The 19656-nt window shown below is 69.3% G+C and carries 17 protein-coding genes; 12 read left to right on the top strand and 5 right to left on the bottom strand.

The window, feature by feature from the left end; translation table 11 throughout:
* The first annotated feature begins 4 nt into the window (after nucleotides 1-4).
* The 3 genes from glmS (at nucleotide 5) to NFC98_RS17760 (ending at nucleotide 4395) form a co-directional block, all read left to right on the top strand.
* The gene (glmS, locus tag NFC98_RS17770; protein ID WP_254276210.1) at nucleotides 5-1840 is read left to right on the top strand and encodes a glutamine--fructose-6-phosphate transaminase (isomerizing); all 1836 of its coding nucleotides are present in this window, start codon (nucleotides 5-7) and stop codon (nucleotides 1838-1840) included.
* 41 nt (nucleotides 1841-1881) lie between these two features.
* Nucleotides 1882-2703, top strand: coding sequence for a DUF72 domain-containing protein (locus NFC98_RS17765; protein ID WP_254277875.1), 822 nt, complete (start codon nucleotides 1882-1884; stop codon nucleotides 2701-2703).
* A gap of 348 nt (nucleotides 2704-3051) precedes the next feature.
* The gene (locus NFC98_RS17760) at nucleotides 3052-4395 is read left to right on the top strand and encodes a sodium-dependent transporter (protein WP_183329922.1); all 1344 of its coding nucleotides are present in this window, start codon (nucleotides 3052-3054) and stop codon (nucleotides 4393-4395) included.
* A gap of 96 nt (nucleotides 4396-4491) precedes the next feature.
* Here the strand turns inward: NFC98_RS17760 and NFC98_RS17755 are convergent, their stop codons facing one another.
* Nucleotides 4492-4707 carry a PA3496 family putative envelope integrity protein gene (locus NFC98_RS17755; RefSeq protein WP_183329923.1) on the bottom strand — a complete coding sequence of 72 codons (216 nt, stop codon included), beginning with the start codon at nucleotides 4705-4707 and terminating at the stop codon, nucleotides 4492-4494.
* Nucleotides 4708-4956: 249 nt separating this feature from the next.
* Between NFC98_RS17755 and hexR the strand changes: the two genes are divergently transcribed.
* From hexR to NFC98_RS17740, 3 genes are all read left to right on the top strand, one after another.
* Nucleotides 4957-5820 carry a transcriptional regulator HexR gene (gene hexR, locus NFC98_RS17750; protein WP_254276209.1) on the top strand — a complete coding sequence of 288 codons (864 nt, stop codon included), beginning with the start codon at nucleotides 4957-4959 and terminating at the stop codon, nucleotides 5818-5820.
* Nucleotides 5821-6104: 284 nt separating this feature from the next.
* Nucleotides 6105-8309: a DNA helicase II gene (uvrD, locus tag NFC98_RS17745; RefSeq protein WP_254276208.1), complete on the top strand. Its 2205-nt coding sequence runs from the start codon at nucleotides 6105-6107 to the stop codon at nucleotides 8307-8309.
* A 146-nt stretch (nucleotides 8310-8455) separates the two neighbouring features.
* Nucleotides 8456-9544 carry a TRAP transporter substrate-binding protein gene (locus NFC98_RS17740; protein WP_183329926.1) on the top strand — a complete coding sequence of 363 codons (1089 nt, stop codon included), beginning with the start codon at nucleotides 8456-8458 and terminating at the stop codon, nucleotides 9542-9544.
* A 78-nt stretch (nucleotides 9545-9622) separates the two neighbouring features.
* Here NFC98_RS17740 and NFC98_RS17735 read toward each other — a convergent pair whose 3' ends face one another.
* Nucleotides 9623-10030, bottom strand: coding sequence for an acyl-CoA thioesterase (locus tag NFC98_RS17735; RefSeq protein ID WP_254276207.1), 408 nt, complete (start codon nucleotides 10028-10030; stop codon nucleotides 9623-9625).
* Between the two features lie 197 nt (nucleotides 10031-10227).
* Between NFC98_RS17735 and NFC98_RS17730 the strand changes: the two genes are divergently transcribed.
* The 6 genes from NFC98_RS17730 (at nucleotide 10228) to cysZ (ending at nucleotide 16548) form a co-directional block, all read left to right on the top strand.
* Nucleotides 10228-11124 (top strand): PstS family phosphate ABC transporter substrate-binding protein, encoded by an 897-nt coding sequence (locus NFC98_RS17730; RefSeq protein WP_254277874.1) that lies wholly within the window; start codon nucleotides 10228-10230, stop codon nucleotides 11122-11124.
* A 75-nt stretch (nucleotides 11125-11199) separates the two neighbouring features.
* Nucleotides 11200-12423, top strand: coding sequence for an ABC transporter permease subunit (locus NFC98_RS17725; protein WP_254276206.1), 1224 nt, complete (start codon nucleotides 11200-11202; stop codon nucleotides 12421-12423).
* The gene (gene pstA / locus NFC98_RS17720) at nucleotides 12420-13952 is read left to right on the top strand and encodes a phosphate ABC transporter permease PstA (protein ID WP_254276205.1); all 1533 of its coding nucleotides are present in this window, start codon (nucleotides 12420-12422) and stop codon (nucleotides 13950-13952) included. Before NFC98_RS17725 ends, pstA begins: the two co-directional genes overlap by 4 nt.
* Before the next feature lie 86 nt (nucleotides 13953-14038).
* Nucleotides 14039-14854: a phosphate ABC transporter ATP-binding protein PstB gene (gene pstB / locus NFC98_RS17715; protein WP_254276204.1), complete on the top strand. Its 816-nt coding sequence runs from the start codon at nucleotides 14039-14041 to the stop codon at nucleotides 14852-14854.
* A 26-nt stretch (nucleotides 14855-14880) separates the two neighbouring features.
* The gene (gene phoU / locus NFC98_RS17710; RefSeq protein WP_183329932.1) at nucleotides 14881-15609 is read left to right on the top strand and encodes a phosphate signaling complex protein PhoU; all 729 of its coding nucleotides are present in this window, start codon (nucleotides 14881-14883) and stop codon (nucleotides 15607-15609) included.
* Between the two features lie 186 nt (nucleotides 15610-15795).
* Complete coding sequence (gene cysZ / locus NFC98_RS17705; RefSeq protein ID WP_254276203.1) at nucleotides 15796-16548, top strand: sulfate transporter CysZ; 753 nt, start codon at nucleotides 15796-15798, stop codon at nucleotides 16546-16548.
* 10 nt (nucleotides 16549-16558) lie between these two features.
* On the opposite strand, the gene phoR is transcribed toward cysZ, so the two are convergent.
* From phoR to ubiA, 3 genes are all read right to left on the bottom strand, one after another.
* Nucleotides 16559-17875, bottom strand: coding sequence for a phosphate regulon sensor histidine kinase PhoR (gene phoR / locus NFC98_RS17700; protein WP_254276202.1), 1317 nt, complete (start codon nucleotides 17873-17875; stop codon nucleotides 16559-16561).
* 1 nt (nucleotide 17876) lies between these two features.
* The gene (phoB, locus tag NFC98_RS17695; RefSeq protein ID WP_183329935.1) at nucleotides 17877-18566 is read right to left on the bottom strand and encodes a phosphate regulon transcriptional regulator PhoB; all 690 of its coding nucleotides are present in this window, start codon (nucleotides 18564-18566) and stop codon (nucleotides 17877-17879) included.
* 83 nt (nucleotides 18567-18649) lie between these two features.
* Nucleotides 18650-19543, bottom strand: a complete 894-nt coding sequence (gene ubiA, locus NFC98_RS17690) for a 4-hydroxybenzoate octaprenyltransferase (protein ID WP_254276201.1) — start codon at nucleotides 19541-19543, stop codon at nucleotides 18650-18652.
* Nucleotides 19544-19656: the final 113 nt, after the last annotated feature.

The following is a 19656-nucleotide window of genomic DNA, read 5'->3' as shown; positions in this document are numbered from 1 at the left end:
AGACATGTGTGGAATCGTGGGTGCCGTTGCCGAGCGCAACGTGGAAGGCATTCTTCTCGAGGGGCTGAAGCGGCTCGAGTATCGCGGCTACGACTCGGCGGGCATGGCCATACAGTCTCCCGAGGGAGCGCTGCAGCGGCGCCGTGCCGTCGGCAAGGTGGCGGCCCTCGAGGAGCGCCTGGCGACCGAGCCGCTGCCCGGCCGCTGCGGCATCGCCCATACCCGCTGGGCGACCCATGGCCGCCCCAGCGAGGCCAATGCCCACCCCCACCAGTCCGGCGAGCGCCTGGCGGTGGTGCACAACGGCATCATCGAGAACCATGAGGCGCTGCGCCGCGAGCTGGTCGCCGAGGGCTACCGCTTCGACTCCGAGACCGACACCGAGGTGGTGGCCCACCTGGTGGCGCGGGAGCTCGGCCGCGACGGCGACCTGCTGGCCGCCGTGCAGCGCACCCTGGCACGCCTGGACGGCGCCTATGCGCTGGGCGTGGTCAGTGCCGACGAGCCCGACGTCATCGTCGGCGCCCGCAAGGGCAGCCCGCTGGTGGTCGGGGTGGGCATCGGCGAGGCCTTCCTGGGCTCCGACCCGCTGGCCCTGCTGCAGGTCACCGACCGCTTCCTCTACCTCCGCGAGGGCGACGTGGTGCGCCTCTCGGCGGGGGGGCGCATCGAGGTCTTCGATGCCGCGGGTACCCCCGTCGAGCGCGAGGTGCAGACCTTCGAGCACGGCGATGGCGCCGCCAGCAAGGGGGACTATCGCCACTTCATGCTCAAGGAGATCCACGAGCAGCCGGCGGTGATCGCTGCGGCGCTGGAGGGGCGCCTGGGCGAGCGCTCGGTGCTGGTGGAGAGCTTCGGGCCCGACGCCGAGGCACTGTTCGGTCGCGTCCGCCAGATCCACATCGTCGCCTGCGGCACCAGCTACCATGCCGGCATGGTGGCCCGCTACTGGCTGGAGCGCTTCGCCGGGGTGCCGGTGCAGGTGGAGGTCGCCTCGGAGTATCGCTACCGCCAGGTGGTGGTGCCCGAGGGCACCCTGTTCGTCACCCTCTCCCAGTCCGGCGAGACCGCCGATACCCTGGCGGCGCTGCGCTTCGCCCGGGAGCGGGGCTACCTCGCCAGCCTGGCGATCTGCAACGTGCCGGGCAGTTCGCTGGTGCGCGAGTCCGATCTGACCCTGATGACCCAGGCCGGCCCCGAGATCGGCGTGGCCTCCACCAAGGCCTTCACCACCCAGCTCACCGCGCTGATGCTGCTGACCCTGGCGCTGGGGCGTGTCAGGGGGCTCGACGAGGCCGTCCAGGCCGACCTGGTGGCGGCCCTGCGAGGCCTGCCCGGGCTGGTGGAGCGGGTGCTGGCGCTGGACCCCGAGATCGAGGCGCTCTCCATGGCCTTCGCCGAGAAGCACCACGCCCTCTTCCTGGGCCGCGGGGCGCACTTCCCCATCGCCCTGGAGGGCGCGCTGAAGCTCAAGGAGATCTCCTACATCCACGCCGAGGCCTACCCGGCCGGCGAGCTCAAGCATGGCCCCCTGGCGCTGGTGGACAGCGAGATGCCGGTCATCTCCGTGGCACCCAACGACGAGCTGCTCGACAAGCTCAAGTCCAACCTCCAGGAGGTGCGGGCCCGCGGCGGCGAACTGTTCGTCTTCGCCGACGAGCGGGTCGGGATGGCCGAGGAGGAGGGCGTGCATGTGCTGCATCTGCCCCATGTCCACGAGGCGCTGGCGCCGATCCTCTACACCCTGCCGCTGCAGCTGCTCAGCTACCATGTGGCGGTGCTCAAGGGCACCGACGTGGACCAGCCGCGCAACCTGGCCAAGAGCGTGACGGTGGAGTGACGCCTCGCGATGCCGCGCCACGCCTGCACCTCGGCCTGGCCATGTGGGCCAATCCCGAGTGGCGCGGCACCCTCTATCCGCCCCATGGCGGCGGTCTCGAGGAGTATGCGCGGGTGTTCACCACCGTGGAGGGCAATACCACCTTCTACAGCGGGGCGCCGCGGGCGGAGACGGTGGCGGCCTGGGCACGCCAGGCCCCGGCGGATTTCCGCTTCTGCTTCAAGCTGCCGGCGGCGCTGACCCACGAACGCCGCCTGGTCGGCGTGGAGGCGGCGTTCGATGCCTTCCTCGACGCCCTGGCGCCGCTCCATGACCGCCTGGGTCCGCTGATGGTGCAGCTGCCGAGGGATTTCGGCGCGGAGGAGCTCCCTCGGCTGGAAGCCCTGCTGGCGCGCTGGCCCGCGGGAATTCCCTGTGCCGTGGAGGTCCGCCACAGTGAATTCTTCCACAAGGGGGCGGCCGAGACCGCCCTCAACAGATTGTTGATAACTCACGGCGCCGACCGAGTAATGCTCGACGTGCGGCCGCTCTTCTCGACGCCACCCGGCGGTCATCCCGGTCTGCTCCAGGCCCAGCGCGAGAAGCCGAGACGCCCATTACACGTGCTTTCCACGGCAGGCTGTCCGCTGGTGCGCTTCATCGGCCACCTCGATCCGGCGATCAACGAGCGCTATTTCGCACCCTGGATCGAGCGGCTTGGCCTGTGGATAAATCAGGGGAAAACCCCTTTCCTGCTTGTGCATACGCCCGACAATCGCCAGGCCCCGGAGCTCGCTCGGCGACTCCATGCCCGCCTGGCCGAACACTGTTCCCTCCCCCCGCTTGCCGCCTTCCCCGGCGAGGATCAGGCGCGGCTGTTCTGAGCCCTCGACAGGGCGCCGATATCCGGGCCTGCTCATGTAACGGCTTCGGCTGGCCATACGCCGCCTGATCGGATAGTTTTATGCCCCGGAGTGCCATTACCCAGTGATATTCCCGGATTCTGTGCCGATCCCGTGCATTTTCCGTGAGTCTCCGGCACCCGGCGTTCCCGGCTCGGCGCCACCCGGCCCCCGGCCTGCGGGAACGTGACTCGGCAGTGATCCTGCCTGGATCCTGTCATGCTCTGGTCGGTGTCGTGCCACCCACGGCGCCCTGGACGTGGCAACTACAAGCATAAGCCGTCATCGCGCCAGACCGGTCGATGGCGACACGCACAATCAGGGTGATTCATGTCTAAACACGTACATGCACAGTGGTCATCGAAGATGACCTTCGTGCTCGCCGCCGCGGGCTCTGCGGTGGGCCTGGGCAATATCTGGCGGTTCTCCTACATGGTGGGTGACAGCGGTGGCGCGGCCTTCGTGCTCATCTACCTGGCCTGCGTGGCGCTGGTGGGCCTGCCGATCCTGGTGGCGGAGTGGCTGATCGGCCGCCGCGGCCAGGAGAACCCCATCAACGCCATGGCCGACCTGGCCCGCAAGGGCGGGCACCTGCCGGCCTGGGCGCTGGTCGGCGCCAGCGGTGTGCTGGCGGCCTTCCTGATCCTCTCCTTCTACAGCGTGATCGGCGGCTGGTCGCTCTCCTACACCCTGGGTTCCGTCACCGGCCGCTTCACCGGCCAGGATGCCGACGGTACCGGCGCCATCTTCGGCAGCCTGCTGGGCAGTCCCGGCATGCTGACCCTGTGGCACACCGCCTTCATGGCGCTGGTGATCTGGATCGTCGCCCGGGGTGTCACCAAGGGGCTCGAGGGGGCCGTGCGCACCCTGATGCCTGGGCTGGTGGTGCTGCTGATCGTGCTGGTCGGCTACGGCATGACCACCGGGCACTTCGGCGAGGCGCTGGCCTTCATGTTCCGTCCCGACTGGAGCGCGGTCACCGGCGGCGTCGTCCTGGCGGCCATGGGGCAGGCGTTCTTCACCCTGTCGCTGGGCATGGGCATCATGATGGCCTACGGCTCCTACCTGGGGGAGGATGTCAGCCTGATCGGCACCGCGCGCACGGTGATCATTCTCGATACGGTGATCGCCCTGCTGGCCGGCCTGGCGATCTTCCCGATCGTCTTCGCCAACGGCATGAGTCCCGCCGATGGTCCGGGGCTGATCTTCATCAACCTGCCGGTGGCCTTCGGCAACATGACCGGCGGCATGATCCTCGGCCTGATGTTCTTCCTGCTGCTGACCTTCGCGGCGCTGACCTCGGCGATCTCGCTGCTGGAGCCGGTGGTCGAGCTGATGGAGGAGCGCACCCCGCTGTCCCGCGTGGCGGCGACCCTGGTGGGCGGCGCGGCGGTCTGGGCGCTGGGCATCGCGGCGCTGATGTCCTTCAACGTCTGGGACAGCTTCCTGATCTTCGGCCTCAACGTCTTCGACCTGCTGGATACCTTCACCAGCAAGTTCCTGCTGCCGTTGACCGGCCTGGGGGCGATCCTCTTCGTGGCCTGGTGTCTCGACCGTCAGGGGGTGGCGGATGAGCTGGCGCTGTCCGGTGGGCGTGAACGGCTGTGGCACGTCGTGGCGCGCTACGTGGCGCCGATCGGCGTGATCGTGGTGTTCGTCACCGGCCTGCTCTAGGGCCGCTGACCGAGAGGGTGCCACCCCCACTGCTAGCCCCGCCCTGGCGGGGCTCGCGACGTCTGGGTCCCGGTGGCCCGACGGCGGGCCGGGATGTCAGTGCATCTCGTCGTCGACCAGTTCGTCCTCGGGCAACTCGGCGATGTCCCGGGACAGCCGCTTGAACTCCTCGTGGAGCTCGATGCCGCGCCGGGCGCGCAGGTTGCGCTGGGCGGCGGTGCGGGAGCGATGCTCGTGTTCGACGACTTCCATGCTCATGAAGATGTCGAGAAGCTCGCTCTTCAGGGAGGTTAACCGTTCGACATTGCGCATGATCGACTCTCCTGTGCCTTTATCGCGACACTGCAATTCCTACTATAACGCACTTGACAGAATGATGACGTCGTGGGCGTTTCGCCACAACGCTAGGCCAACGCAAGGGCATCGGCCGCCCGGCCGGCCAGAATGCCGCGGCCGGTGCGCATCCCTTCCCGGGTTGGGGCATACTGTAGGCATGTTCCCTCTATCCGACTCGTCGTCTCGCCCGGTTGGCGCGGCGGCCCGCAAGCAAGGAGTTCCCTCGTGAGCCGTGCCCTGTTCGATGAGATGAGGCGTCGCATGGAGCACTTCCGTCGCTCCGAGCAGAAGGTGGCGCGCTTCGTGCTGCGCAACCCCGAGGAAGTCATCCACATGCGCATCGTCGACCTGGCCACCGAGGCCAAGGTCAGCGAGCCCACCGTGGTGCGCTTCTGCCGGGCGCTGGGCTGCAACGGCTTCCAGGACTTCAAGCTCAAGCTGGCCCAGATGCTGGCCACCGGCAGCCAGTTTGCCCAGTTCTCCATGAACGACAGCGACTCGGTGGCGGAATTCTCCCAGAGCATCTTCGACTCCACCGTGGGCACCCTGCTCTCGGTGCGCGACCGCCTCGACAACGAGGCGCTGAGCCGGGCGATCAATGCCCTGGCCATGGCCAATCGGGTGGAGTTCTACGGCTTCGGCGCCTCCGGGGCGGTGGCCTTCGACGCCCAGCACAAGTTCTTCCGCCTGCAGATCTCCACCGCGGCCTATGCCGACCCGCACATGCAGAACATGTCGGCGGTGACCCTCAAGGAGGGCGACGTGGTGGTGGCCATCTCCCAGACCGGTCGCACCCGGGCGCTGGTGGCCAGCGTGCGCCTGGCCCGCGAGGCCGGCGCCACGGTGATCGGCCTCTGCCCCAGCGGCTCCCCGCTGGCCGAGGAGGTGACCCTGCCGCTCTATATCGACGTCCACGAGGACACCGAGATCTACACCCCCATGAGCTCGCGCATCGCCCACCTGGTGCTGGTCGACGTGCTGGCGGTGGGCGTGGCCAAGACCCGCGGGCCGAAACTCGCCGAGCAGCTCCGGGAAGTGAAGAAGAGCCTGACGCCGCTGCGCTTCCCCGAGCAGGAAGGGAAACCGTAGAACGAGGGGCGCCGGGGACAAGCCGAAGAGGAGGTCCTACGCCAGGGGTGAGAAGCACTGCTTCGAACGGGCTGGCCATGGATGGCCAGCACCGGTCCTGCAAGCTGAGCAGGACGCGAGAGCGAAGCAGGGCGTCGGTAGCGCCCAGGGAGGGGTTCACAGCGCCTCCTCGCAGGCTTGTCGACGGATCAGCCCCGAGAGTTTCCTGTTCCTGGCGGGGCCGGCTCTGAAGCGGCCAGTATGCTAAGCTGTCCGCCCATTTTCCGAGCAGCGATGGCCTCCCCATGGACGACGTCACGGCGATCCTCGACCATCTGAATGCCGCCCAGCGCGAGGCGGTGAGTGCCCCCCAGGGCAACATGCTGGTGCTGGCCGGTGCCGGTTCCGGCAAGACCCGGGTGCTGGTGCACCGCATCGCCTGGCTGATGCAGGCCGAGGGGCTCTCGCCCTACGCGGTGCTCGCCGTGACCTTCACCAACAAGGCGGCCCGCGAGATGCGCACCCGCCTGGAGTCGCTGCTGGGTCTCTCCCTGCGCCACGTCTGGGTGGGCACCTTCCACTCCATCGCCCACCGCCTGCTGCGCACCCACTGGCAGGATGCCCGGCTGCCCCAGCACTTCCAGATCATCGACTCCGACGACCAGCTGCGCCTGGTCAAGCGGCTGCTCAAGGACCACGGCATCGACGACGAGCGCTTCCCGCCGCGCCAGGTGCAGTCGTTCATCTCCGGCTGCAAGGAGGAGGGGCTGCGTCCCCACCAGGTGGACGTCCATGGCGACGCCTACCTGGGCCAGATGGTCGAGCTCTACGAGCGCTACCAGCTCACCTGCGAGCGCGGTGGGCTGGTCGACTTCGGCGAACTGCTGCTGAGAAGCCTGGAGCTGCTGCGCGACAACCCGGCGCTGCTGGCCCACTACCGGGAGCGCTTCGCCCACGTGCTGGTGGACGAGTTCCAGGACACCAACACCCTGCAGTACGCCTGGCTGAAGCTGCTCAGCGGCATGCAGACGCCGATGACCGTGGTCGGCGACGACGACCAGTCGATCTACGGCTGGCGCGGGGCCCGCATCGAGAACATCCGCCGCTTCGAGCGGGAGTTCCCCGACACCCGCACCGTCCGCCTGGAGCAGAACTACCGCTCCACCAGCGCCATCCTCGAGGCCGCCAACGCCCTGATCAGCCACAACACCGAGCGCATGGGCAAGGAGCTGTGGACGGACGGGGCCCGGGGCGAGCCGATCTCGGTCTACAGCGGGTTCAACGACCTGGACGAGGCGCGCTTCATCGTCGATACCATCCGCGAGAAGGTCGAGGAGGGCATCAACCGCCGCGAGATCGCTATCCTCTACCGTTCCAACGCCCAGTCCCGGGTGCTCGAGGAGAGCCTGATCCGCCAGGGCATGCCCTACCGCATCTATGGCGGCCAGCGCTTCTACGAGCGCCTCGAGATCAAGAACGCCCTGGCCTACCTGCGGCTGCTGCTCAACCGCGATGACGATGCCTCCCTGGAGCGGGTGATCAACGTGCCGGCCCGGGGGATCGGCACCCGCACCGTGGAGATCCTGCGTACCCGCGCCCGGGAAACCGGCGTCTCGCTGTGGCAGGCCCTGCACGACGGCCTGGCCGACGGCGGCCTCAAGGGGCGGGCCGGCAGTGCGGTGAAGGCCTTCGCCGACCTCATCGAACGGCTCGATAACGATACCGCCGGCCTGGCGCTGCACGAGATCATCGACCAGGTGATCGAGGCCTCCGGGCTGATCGAGCACCACCGCAGCGAGAGGGGCGAGAAGGGCCAGGCGCGGGTCGAGAACCTGGAAGAGCTGGTCACCGCCGCCCGTGCCTTCACCCAGGGCGAGACCTTCGACGCGCCGGAGGCCGGCGAGGGGGCCGCGGCGCTGGAGTCCTTCCTCTCCGAGGCGGCGCTGAACGCCGGCGACCACGAGGCCGACGAGTTCGAGGACAGCGTGCAGCTGATGACCATGCACTCCGCCAAGGGGCTGGAGTTCCCGGTGGTGTTCATCGCCGGGGTGGAGGAGGGGCTCTTCCCCCACCGCATGTCCCTCGAGGAGCCCGGCCGCCTCGAGGAGGAGCGACGGCTCTGCTACGTGGGCCTGACCCGCGCCATGCGCAAGCTCTACCTGACCCACGCGGAGATCCGTCGCCTGCACGGCAAGGAGACCTTCCAGCGCGCCTCGCGCTTCCTGCGCGAGATTCCCGAGGAGTTCCTCGAGGAGGTGCGGCTGCGCGGCCAGATCTCGCGGCCCGTGACGGCCGGTCGGCCGGTGCCCGGGCTGCGCCAGACCTCGGTGCAGGGCGGCGGTGACCTGCCCTCGCTGTCGCTGGGGCAGCGCGTCCAGCACCCGGTGTTTGGCGAGGGAGTGATCCTCAACGCCGAGGGCGAGGGGGAGCGCGCCCGCGTGCAGGTCAGCTTCGAGGGCGAAGGGGACAAGTGGCTGGTGCTGGGGTTCGCCAAGCTGACGCCGCTCTGATCGAGGGCGTTCGGCGAATTTCCGTTGACGTTTCCGTCAGCTCCCGGACTTGTGGGCCAATTCGGCCTTGGCGCATACTCGGCGATGGACACATCGCGCCGAGTCGAGTGCGAACCTCAGAACAAGCTTCCTGGAGTCATGCCCGCATGCAACGCCGCAACTTCCTCAAGACCCTGGGTGCCGGCGCCGCCGGTGTCGCCGCCGCCCCCTTCGTTTCCACCGCCAGTGCCCAGGAGACCATCACCTGGGACATGGTGACCTCCTGGCCCAAGAACTTCCCGGCGCTGGGCACCGGCGCCAACGAGTTTGCCCAGCGCATCGAGGCGCTCTCCAACGGCCGCATGCGCATCCGCGTGCACGGCGCCGGCGAGCTGGTGCCGGCCCTGGAGGTCTTCGATGCGGTCGCCGCCGGTACCGCCGAGATGGGCCACTCCGCCTCCTACTACTGGCGGGGCAAGGTCGCCGCGGCGCAGTTCTTCACCGCGGTGCCCTTCGGCATGAACACCACCGAGACCAATGCCTGGATCTACCACGGTGGCGGCCAGGCGCTGTGGGACGAGATCTACGCCAAGCACAACCTCAAGCCCTTCGCGGTGGGCAACACCGGCGCGCAGATGGCCGGCTGGTTCAAGAAGGAGATCAACTCCCTCGAGGACATGCAGGGGCTCAAGCTGCGCCTGCCGGGCCTGGCCGGCGAGGCGATGAACCGCATCGGCGTCACCACCGTGAACATGCCGGGCTCCGAGATCTTCACCTCCATGCAGACCGGCGTGCTCGACGCCGCCGACTGGGTCGGCCCCTACAACGACCTGGCCTTCGGCCTGCACCAGGTGGCGGACTACTACTACACCTCTGCCTGGAACGAGCCCTCGGCCATCCTCGAAGGCACCGTCAACCTGGATGCCTGGAACGCCCTGCCGGACGACCTCAAGGCGGTGGTCACCGAGGCCGCTCGCGCCTCCAACCTGGCGATGATCAGCGAGTTCACCTTCCGCAACGCCCAGGCGCTGGAGACCCTCGTGGACGAGCACGGCGTGCAGCTGCGCACCTTCCCGGAGGATGTCATGGCCGCCCTCTTCGAGGCTTCCAAGGAGGTCATCCAGGCGCAGGTGGACAGCGACCCCGACTCCGCCAAGGCCTACGAGTCCTACCAGGCCTTCCAGCACCTGGTGCGCCCCTTCAGCGACGCCGGCGAGTTCGAGTACCTCAAGGCCCGTGCGGCGGCTGGCGCCTGATCAGGCGACCAGCGAAGCGATGCAACGAGGGCGCCTGCCGGCGCCCTCGTTGCGTTCCTGGATGTGTAACGGGCCGGCTCACTCCCGCTGGCGCACCGCGCGGATGCGGCCGTTGTCATCCAGGGCCACCATCACGAAGCGAGCCTCGGTGACCTTGTGCAGTTCGTCGGGGTCGCGCTCCTGGGGCTGGCGGATCCACACTTCGACATCGATCTTCACCGAGCTGTGGCCGATCTCGCGGACCGCGGTAAAGATGTTGACCACCGAGCCGATCCGTACCGGACAGAGGAAGTCCATGGCCTCGATGGCCACGGTGGCGGTGCGCCCGTGGGCCTCGCGACTGGCGGCCAGCTCGGCGGCCTGGTCCATGTGGGCCACCAGCCACCCACCGGCAATGTCGCCGTGAAGGTTGGTATCCTGGCGGCTGGCGAGCAGCTTCAGGGTCAGCTGGCCCTGGGGAGCGGGGATGTCGTCGAGGTCTGTCATGACACTGTCATCTTCCTGGCTTGTTATTGTGGCGCCATGCGCTGGATGGCAAATCGGGGGCCATGGTATACGCATGTCGTGCCACGTCACCAGCGCTGCGACACCATGCCCCGCGACCCGTCTGGGGAGAGATCATGATTCCGGGCAGAACGAGAGCAATAACCTGGCTGGGCGCGCTGCTGCTGGCCCTGGCGACGATGACCGCGGAGGCCGAGGAGGCCGCCGAGGAGGTGGCCGGGACCCTGGGGGCCGTCGGGTCGGACACCCTGGCGGGGCTGATGCTGCGCTGGGGGGAGCGCCTCGGCGAACGCCATCCCGGCATCAGGCTGCAGCTCCAGGCCAGCGGTTCGGCCAGCGCGCCGGCGGCGCTGATCGCCGGCACGACCCGGCTGGGCCCCATGTCGCGGCCGATGACCACGGAGGAGCGGGAGACCTTCGTGGCGCGCTATGGCTACCCCCCGATGGAACTGGAGATCGCCCGGGACGCCCTGGTGGTGGTGGTGCATCGCCACAACCCGCTGGAGAGCCTGCGCCTCGCCGAACTGGACGCGATCTTCTCCGACACGCGGCGCTGCGGGGCCGAGTCGGCGATCGACCGCTGGAGCCAGCTGGGGGTGGCGCTCCCCGGCGACCGTATCGTGCTGCACGGGCGCAATGTGGCCTCCGGCACCCACGGCCTGTTCCGCCGGGATGCGCTGTGCGGCGGGCACTTCCGGCTGCGCCTCAACGAGCACCCTGGCTCGGCGGCGGCGGTGGCGGCGGTGGCCGCCGAGCCCTCGGCCATCGGCTATGCCGGCCTGAACCACCTGACGGCCAGCGTGAAGGCCGTGGCGCGGCGTGACGCCGAGGGGCGCCTCCATCGGCCCGGCCCCGAGACGGTGCGCAGCGGCGACTATCCCCTGGCGCGCGATCTCTACCTCTACGTCAACCTGCCCCCCGGCGGGAGGCTGCCGGGCCCGGAGCAGGCCTTCATCGACCTGGTGCTGTCCCCCGAGGGGCAGGAGATCGTCGAGGAGATCGGCTTCGTCAGGCTCTCCGAGACGGTCCGCGAGCGCCAGCGGGCGCGGCTCGAGGCCGGCCAGCCCGCTGGCTGAGCCTGTCACGCAACTGTCACGCCAATGTCGTAATGTGATGATCCACCCCTGTTCCATGACTCCCCGGGAGCGGCCATGATCGACCCCCTGCCGCCCAAGCCTGTCCCCCGACGCCAGCGGCTGCGGCGCGGCCGTGACCGCCTGGCCACGGCCCTGATCACCGCCGGGGGTATCGGCGTGGTGGTGGCCGTGATGGCCATCGGGGTCTTCCTGGCGCTGGAGGTGGTGCCGCTGTTCCTTGCCGAGGACCCCCAGGTGAGCTGGCGCGGGCTCTGGCTGCCGCAGCCCGTCGAGGGCCACGAGCTGCCCCAGCACCGCTGGCAGCCCGACATCCTGACGGCGGAGGAGACGCCGCGCTACGGGATGGCCCCGTTGGTCTGGGGCACCCTCAAGGCGGCCTTCTGGGCGCTGCTGTTCGCTATCCCCCTGGCGCTGGGGGCCGCGGTGCACTCGGCTACCTTCATGTCGCGGCGGCTGCGCACCCGCCTCAAGCCGACCCTGGAGCTGATGGAGGCACTGCCGGGCGTGGTCATCGGCTTCGTCGCCGGCCTGGTGCTGGCCCCCTGGGTGGAACGCCACCTGGCCGGGGCCTTCTCGCTGGTGGCGGTCCTGCCGCTGGGCATGCTGCTGGCCGGGCTGCTCTGGTCGCGGCTGCCGGCGAGCCTCGCGCAGCGGCTGCCGCCGGGCTGGGCCGGGCTCTGGCTGATGCCCTGGCTGGCGCTGCTGGTGACCCTGTCGCTGTGGCTGTCGCCCTGGCTGGAGGCCCGGGTGTTCGGTGGTGACCTGCGCGGCTGGCTGGAGGCCGCCCTGGGGCTCGACTACGCCAGCCGCAACGCGCTGATCGTCGGGCTGGCCATGGGCTTCGCGGTGATCCCCGGCATCTACGCGCTGGCCGAGGATGCGCTCTCCGGCGTTCCCCCGAGCCTGGGCGAGGGGGCCCAGGCGCTGGGCGCCACCCGCTGGCAGACCCTCTGGAAGGTGGTGCTGCCGGCGGCCGGGCCGGGGATCTTCAGCGCGGTGATGATCGGGGCCGGCCGCGCGGTGGGGGAGACCATGATCGTGCTGATGGCCAGCGGCAACACCGCGCTGATGACCCTGAGCCCGCTGGAGGGGATGCGCTCCATGGCGGCGAGCATCGCCATCGAGCTGCCGGAGGCCGCGCCGGGTGGGACCCACTACCGGCTGCTCTTCCTGGCCGCCCTGCTGCTGTTCGTCTTCACCTTCCTGGTCAATACCCTGGCCGAGCTGGTGCGGATGCGCCTGCGTCACCGCTATCGTCGCCTGGGGAGAGGGGCATGAGTCGGCGGCTCCCCCGGGCGCGGGGCGAGGGGCCATGGCCCTGGCTGGCCGCGGGCAGCGTGGCGCTGTCGCTGCTGATGCTCGGCGGGCTGCTGGCCCTGCTGGCCGTGCGCGGCCTCGGCCACTTCTGGCCCGCCTCCGTGGAGCAGGTGGCCCTCGCCGACGGCCGGCTGCTGGCGGGCCAGGCGGTCCGGGAGGAGCGCCGCTTCGACGGCGAGGGCCGCGAGCGGCTCTACCGCACCGACAACCGGGACCTCGACGGCGGCATCTGGACCTGGGTGGCCGTGGAGGCCATCGAGCGGGTGGAGACGCCCCGCGAGCTGCTGGTGCTGGAGCGCCGCCGCTGGGGCAGCTTCGTCGGCCGGCTGGTCGCCATGGAGGGAGCGGATGGCCGCCACGCCGGTGAGGCCGCCTGGCCGGCCCTGAAGGCGCGGCTGGCGGAGATCCAGGCGCTGCGCCGCGAGCGCGACGAGCTGCGCGACCGGGTCGTGGTGCCGCTGGTGCGGCGCCTGGAGCAGCAGGCCGGCAGCCGGGCGGAGCTGGCCGAGGCCAACGCCCGGATTCGCGGGCTGCAGGCGCGCATGGGCGGCGACACCCTGGTGCTGGAGAGCGTCGATGGCCGCCGTCTCGAGCAGCCGCTGGAGGAGGTGCTGCGCGCCTGGCGCCCCAATGCCATGTCGCCCCTCGACAAGCTTGCCGCCTGGGGGCAGGGCGTGTGGCGCTTCCTCGCCGAGGGGCCGCGCGCCGCCAACAGCGCCGGCGGCGTCTGGCCGGCGATCTTCGGCACGGTGCTGATGGTGCTGCTGATGTCGGTGGTGGTGACGCCCTTCGGCGTGCTGGCGGGCATCTACCTCAACGAGGTGGCCCACCAGGGCCCCCTGACCCGACTGGTGCGCATCGGGGTACGCAACCTGGCCGGGGTGCCCTCCATCGTCTATGGGGTGTTCGGGCTGGGGGTGTTCGTCTATGGCATCGGCGGCTCGCTGGACGAGTGGTTCTTCGCCGAGGCGCTGCCGTCCCCCACCTTCGGTACCGGCGGCCTGCTGTGGGCCTCGCTGACCCTGGCCCTGCTGACCCTGCCGGTGGTGATCGTGGCCACCGAGGAGGGGCTCGCCCGGGTGCCCGATCACCAGCGCGAGGGGGCCCTGGCGCTGGGCGCAACCCGAATGGAGATGCTCACCCGGGTGGTGTTGCCGATGACGATGCCCGCCATGCTCACCGGGCTCATCCTGGCCGTGGCCCGGGCGGCCGGCGAGGTGGCGCCGCTGATGCTGGTGGGAGTGGCCAAGCTGGCGCCCCAGGTGCCGGTGGACGGTGACTTTCCCTTCCTGCATCTTGAGCGAAAGTTCATGCATCTGGGCTACCACATCTACGACGTGGCCTTCCACGGCGGCGATGTCCAGGCCGCGCTGCCGCTGGTCTATGCCACCGCGCTGCTGCTGGTGCTGGTGATCCTGGTGCTTAACCTGACTGCAATATTCCTGCGCCATCATCTGAGGGCGCGTCATGGGGCGCTGCCGCGCCACTGAACGTCGGCGCCAAGGCGACCATATTCAGTGGCGCCAAGGCGACCATATTCAGTGGCGCCAAGGCGCCAGGGAGAAGTGTCACCGCGATGTCCGTGTTCTCGACGCCGCGTCCGGCCCCGTCCGGACCGATTATCGACTTCGACCGCGAGGCCAGCTGTCTGGAGATCGAGGGGCTGACCCTGGCCTACGGCGACAAGCCGGCGCTGCGCGATCTCACCCTGAGGATCCCGCGGCATCGGGTGACGGCCTTCATCGGGCCCTCCGGCTGCGGCAAGTCGACGCTGCTGCGGGCGCTGAACCGGCTCCACGACCTCAACGAGGAGGTCCGGCGCGAGGGGCGGATCCGGCTGGAGGGCGAGGACATCCATGCCCCCGAGGTGGCGGTGGCCGAGCTGCGCCGGCGGGTGGGCATGGTCTTCCAGGCGCCCAACCCCTTCCCCATGTCGATCTACGACAACGTGGCCTTCGGGCTGCGGCTGCAGGGCGGGATCCGCAAGCGCCAGATGGACGATATCGTCGAGTGGGCGCTGCAGTCGGCGGCGCTGTGGGAGGAGGTGAAGGACCGTCTGAAGAGCTCGGCCTGGGCGCTCTCCGGCGGCCAGCAGCAGCGCCTGGTGATCGCCCGGACCCTGGCGGTGCGCCCCGAGGTGCTGCTGCTCGACGAGCCGGCCTCGGCGCTGGACCCCATCTCGACGCTGAAGATCGAGGAGCTGATCCGCAACCTGAAGTCGCAGCTGACCCTGGTGCTGGTCACCCACAACATGCAGCAGGCCGCGAGGGTCTCCGACTACACCGCCTTCCTGCAGCAGGGCGAACTGGTGGAGTACGGCTCCACCGATACCCTCTTCACCAACCCGCGCCTGCGGCGCACCGAGAACTACATCACCGGGCGCATGGCCTGACGGCCCGGCCCCCCAAGGAGAGTCCCATGGACATCACCAGCGACATCCACAGCCAGCATATCTCCCGGCAGTTCAACCAGGAACTGGAGGAGCTCAAGACCCACCTGATGGCGATGGGGGGCCTGGTCGAGAAGCAGGTCCAGGATGCCGTCAGCGCGCTGCTCGAGAGCGATTCCGCCCTGGGCCAGCGGGTGGTCGACAACGACCGGGCGGTCAACGACATGCAGATCAAGATCGACGAGGAGTGCACCCAGGTGCTGGCGCGTCGCCAGCCCACCGCCTCCGACCTGCGCCTGGTGCTGGCGGTGATCCGTGCCGCCTCGGACCTGGAGCGCATCGGCGACGAGGCGAGCAAGATCGCCCGCAACGCCATCGACCTGATCGATGTCGGCAACGGCAGCCGCGGCTTCGTCGAGGTGCGGATGATCAGCGAGCACGTGCGGCGCATGGTGCGCGATGCCCTGACCTCCTTCGCCCGCTTCGATACCGAGCTGGCGCTGCAGCTGGTCCACGAGGACGAGGAGGTGGACAACGAGTATCGCAGCGCCATGCGCTCGCTGATGACCTTCATGATGGAGGACGCCCGCTCGATCTCTCCCATCCTCAGCCTGATGTGGATCCTGCGCGCCCTGGAGCGCATCGGCGACCACGCCAACAACCTGGCCGAGTACGTGGTCTACCTGGTCAAGGGCCTGGATATCCGCCATACCGACCCGGACGACCTGGACGAGCAGGCGATCACCCGCAAGGGATAGGTGTTTCGCTGTCGACCGGCATGCTCGAGGCTTTTCCGGCGACAGGTCTACCCCTTCTTCGACCTGTCCCCGGCGCCTCTCGCTCAGTGCAACGGTGCAAGGGTTGACGGTCCCTCGGGATTGGCCGTCAATAGCGCAGGCCACCGCCTAGGCGGTGGCCTGCGTCTTTCTTCTCGAGGACCCGCCATGCTCGACGCCTTCACGGCCCTGACCCGCGGCACCCGCCTGGTCTACACCCGCGGCCTGCGCCGCTATGTCTTCCTGCCCATCACCGTCAACCTGCTGGTCTACGGCACCATGCTGCGCTATGTGCTGGCCAACTTCGGCGGCTGGCTCGAGGGCTGGATGGCAATGGTTCCCGGCTGGCTCGCCTGGCTCGAATGGCTGATCTGGCCGCTGTTCGTGGTCAGCCTGGTGGTGATCATCTTCTTTACCTTCACCCTGGTGACCCACCTGATCGCTGCGCCCTTCTACGGCTTCCTGGCGGCCAAGGTGGAGGTGGTGGCCACCGGCCGGCCGCCGCTGGACGACCGCGGCCTGCTGAAGACTGGCGTGGATGCCCTGGGCCGGGAGCTGGTCAAGCTGGGCTATATCCTGCCGCGCATGGCGCTGCTGTTGGTGGTGAGCTGGATTCCCGTGCTGAACGTGCTGGCCCCGCTGCTGTGGCTGGCCTTCTCGGCCTGGGTGATGGCGATCACCTACCTGGACTACCCCATGGACAACAACAAGGTGAGCTTCGCCGACATGCGCCGGCGGCTGTCGTCCCGCTGGTGGCCCACCCTCACCTACGGCGGCTGGGTGACCCTGATCACCTGGGTGCCGCTGGCCAACCTCTTCCTGCTGCCCGGCGCCGTGGCCGGGGCGGTGCTGATGTGGGAACGCCACTATCGCGGCCTGGTGCCGGCCCGGTCGCCCTCGCCGGGCAGCCCCGGGACGTGATCCGGCAGCCTCAGGCGTGGACGCTGCGCGGGGACTCGCTCGGCGTCGACAGCCGCTCGGCGGGGAAGAGGCAGCGGAACAGCGCGCCCTGGCCGGGCCGGGACTCGATCTCCAGGCGGGCGTCGTGGCGCAGCAGCACGTGCTTGACGATGGCCAGCCCCAGGCCGGTGCCGCCGGTGGCGGTGCTGCGCCCCTTGTCGACCCGGTAGAAGCGCTCGGTCAGGCGCGGGATATGCACCGGGTCGATGCCCTCGCCGTCGTCCTCCACCTCCAGGCAGGCGCCCTCCGGATGCGGCCGCCAGCGCAGCACGATGCGGCTGCCCGGCGGGGTGTAGCGCACCGCGTTGAAGGCCAGGTTGGAGATTGCGCTGCGGATCTCCTGCTCGCTGCCCATCAGGGACGCGGCCTCCTCCCGCTCCACGGTGACCGTCTGGCGCCCGCCGGAGAGCGCCTCGGCGTCGCGGCGGACGCTGTCGAGCAGCTCGTCCATGGCCAGGGGGGCGTGGTCCTCGCCACCCCGGTCGGTCTCCAGCCGCGACAGCAGCAGCAGGTCCTCGACCAGGTTCTGCATGCGATGGGCCTGCTGCTGCATCTGCCCGAGGCCGCGGGCAAACCGGGGCGGCAGCTGGTCGGCATGGTCGGCGTAGGTCTCGAGATAGCCCGCCAGCACGGTCAGCGGCGTGCGCAGCTCGTGAGAGACGTTGGCCACGAAGTCGCGGCGCATCTGCTCCAGGCGGTGCAGGCGGGTGATGTCCCGGGCCATCAGCAGCCGCTCGTCGTCGCCGTAGAGGGTGATCTGGAACTGCAGGATCATGCGCTCGTCGATGGGCGAGGGCAGGGTGAGGGGCTCGCGGTAGTCCCGGGCGTGGAAGTAGTCGATGAAGCGCGGGTCGCGCACCAGGTTGGTGATGTGGTGGCCCCGGTCATGGCTTGCCTTGAGGCCGAGCATGCGTTCGGCGGCGCTGTTCCACCACTCCATGTCGCCGTGGCGGTCGAGCATCACCACGCTGTCGCGCATCGCCTCGGAGGACTCCTGGATGCGCCGCAGGGTGCCGAGGAGCCGGCCCTGGGTGATGCGCTGGCCCTTCTGGTAGCGGTAGAGCCGGTCGAGGAGGTCCCCCCACAGGCCGCTGGCGGCGGGCGGCTCCGCCTGAGGATTGAGGGTCAGCCAGCGGTGCAGGGCGCGCAGCTGGTAGAGGTGGAAGGCGAGGCAGGCGGCAAGCCCCGCGGCCAGGCCGGCGGCCGGAGCCGAGAGCAGCCAGCCGGTCGCGAGCCCGAGGCCGGCCAGCAGGACGAGGCGCCACAGTTCCCGCTTCCAGAGGCTCACGTCAGCCCTTGGCGGAGAACCGGTAGCCGGTGCCGCGTACGGTCTGCACCAGGTGCTGGTGGCGGTCGCCCAGCGCCTTGCGCAGCCGGCGGATATGCACGTCCACGGTTCGCTCCTCCACATAGACATTGCCGCCCCACACCTGGTCGAGCAGCTGGCTGCGGGTGTAGGCCCGCTCCTGATGGGTCATGAAGAACTGCAGCAGGCGATACTCGGTGGGACCCATCTCCACGGCGCGGCCGTCGGCGCTGACCCGATGGCTGACCGGGTCGAGCAGCAGCCCCTCGACCTCCACCGGGTCCTCGACCCCGCGCGGGGTGGTCCGTCGCAGCACGGCCTTGAGGCGGGCCACCAGCTCGCGGGGCGAGAAGGGCTTGGTGATGTAGTCGTCGGCCCCGGCCTCCAGCCCCTGGATCTTGTTGTCCTCCTCGCCCTTGGCGGTGAGCATGATGATCGGCAGCTCGGCGGTGGTTTCCTCGCGCTTGAGCCGGCGGGCCAGCTCGATGCCGCTGGTGCCGGGCATCATCCAGTCCAGCAGCACCAGGTCGGGCTGGTGGTCCACCACCATGGCGTGGGCGGTCTGGGCGTTGTCCGCCTCGAGGACGTGATAGTCGGCCATCTCCAGCGCCACCGCGATCATCTCGCGGATCGGCGCCTCATCATCGACGATCAGAACGGTCTTGGCGGTCATCCGGAAGCCTCGTGTACTGTGACGGGTCGATGACGATCACACCATGCCAGTATGACACTGGCATGACAGTCCCGCCCGCCCGGTCACGGGCCCGCGGCCGGCCACAGGCTCAGGGCGATCCCGGCGAACACCAGCAGGCCCGACCAGTGGTTGTTGAGGAAGGCCTGGAAGCAGCGGTCCCGGTCGCGGTCACGTATCAGGACCTGCTGGTGCACGAAGGTGGCGGCCATGGCCGCCAGGCCCAGCCAGAAGAAGCCGCCGAACCCCAGGCGCAGCCCCGCCCAGGCCAGCAGCAGCAGTGTCAGGCCCTGCAGCAGACCGATCATCAGCCGGTCTGCGCGGCCGAACAGCACCGCGGTGGACTTGATGCCGATCTTGAGGTCGTCGTCGCGGTCGACCATGGCGTACTCGGTGTCGTAGGCCACCGTCCAGGCCACGTTGGCGGCGAACAGCAGCCAGGCCTCGAAGGGCAGATGGCCCAGCACCGCGCCGAAGGCCATGGGGATCGCCCAGGAGAAGGCGGCCCCCAGGAAGAGCTGCGGCAGGTGGGTATAGCGCTTCATGAAGGGGTAGATGAAGGCCAGCGCCACGCCCACCAGCGAGAGCATCACCGTGAACAGGTTGGTGAACCAGACCAGCACGAAGGCGGCCATCACCAGGATCAGGAACAGCGCCTGGGCCTCGCCCTCGCTGATGCGACCGGTGGCCAGGGGGCGCAGCCGGGTGCGCTTGACGTGGCCGTCGAAGTGGCGGTCGGCGTAGTCGTTGACCACGCAGCCGGCGGCTCGCATCAGGTAGACCCCGGCGATGAAGATCAGCAGCACGTCGCGGCCGGGCAGGCCCTCGGCGGCCACCCATAGCGCCCAGAGGGTGGGCCACATCAGCAGCCAGGTGCCGATGGGGCGGTTCAGGCGCATCAGCTGCAGGAAGTCGGGCACCCGGGCGAGTCCCTTGGGGTGCATCAGGGAACGGTCCATCTCTACCTCGTGAATATTTTCTTTATTGGCAGACGGTGTTAAGGGGCGGGGCTGTTCCGGCGACAAGCCTGCGAGGAGGCGCTGTGAATACCTCCCTGTACGCTACCGACGCC

It is taken from the genome of Halomonas sp. 3H, assembly GCF_024206005.1.
Taxonomy (GTDB): domain Bacteria; phylum Pseudomonadota; class Gammaproteobacteria; order Pseudomonadales; family Halomonadaceae; genus Halomonas; species Halomonas campaniensis.
This window is presented reverse-complemented; position numbering and strand designations above follow the sequence as displayed.